We start from the raw sequence: 908 nt of genomic DNA on the forward strand, positions 1-908 counted from the left end.
ATTAGCTAATCGGGTACAGCGATCTATCACAAATTTGGCCATCGAATGTGGATTAGCCACGGAGTCCCATAAAGGCAACTTGTCTATCACTCGGGCGACTCGAGCCTTGTTCTTCATGTCCGAACTCGGGCTGATCACATATCATACGGAATATGATCCGCAGATAGGTTGTAACATCCCAACAGATATTACTTTCACGCCAGCGTTATTTTCTGCTCTAGACGTTTCCGACGTAGCTGTTGTAGCTGCACGGCGTAGCCGCGTGGAATGGGAAAATAAGCAGCGTGAAAAACAGCACCTGCCACGTCTTGAGATGGACGAATTGATCGCAAAAGCCTGGCGGTTCGTGCGCGAACGGTTCCGCAGCTATCAGTCAGAACGTAAGGAACACGGACTACGTCGCGCTCGAGCTCGCCGCGATGCCGATCGCACTCGCCGCGATATTGAAACTATAGTTAAGCGACAGCTGACGCGTGAGATCGCTGAAGGGCGTTTCATTGGCAACCAGGCTGCAGTCTTCACTGAGGTGAAACGACGAGTTAAAGAGCGCATGCTCATGTCTAGGGGAAACTACACCCGCCTGGTACCTGATCCCATCTGAACCACATTTTTATGATCCGGTTGACGCCGGAGGACTCATCACGCCTGCCATACACAGCTGCCTCAAATTTGTACAAAACGGCTTCTCCCGGTCGTGTTGTTCACCGCTAGGTAGGCGTGTAAATATAGAAAAAACCATCACCGACAATCAACTGACGCAATCAGAACAGTTATACACAGATAACTGCAAGGGAAAGTTCCATAAGGCTACAACCGATAGATATATAAAGTGCGATACGAGTAAGTTTTAAGGTGCGTGGTTCCTTTTAAAGAACTAATTAATACTTCTTTTAAAGAACTTTCTTTTC

Annotated in this window: 1 protein-coding gene; it reads left to right on the forward strand. The window is 48.0% G+C overall.

The genetic code is table 11. The features are described from left to right. Positions 1-601, forward strand: a 601-nt coding sequence (gene repA, locus AC6BYQ_RS23450) for a plasmid replication initiator RepA (protein WP_498057587.1), incomplete at its 5' end; no start/stop codon positions are given. Positions 602-908 lie beyond the last annotated feature (307 nt).

It is taken from the genome of Serratia sp. LTN-2 (assembly GCF_059740205.1).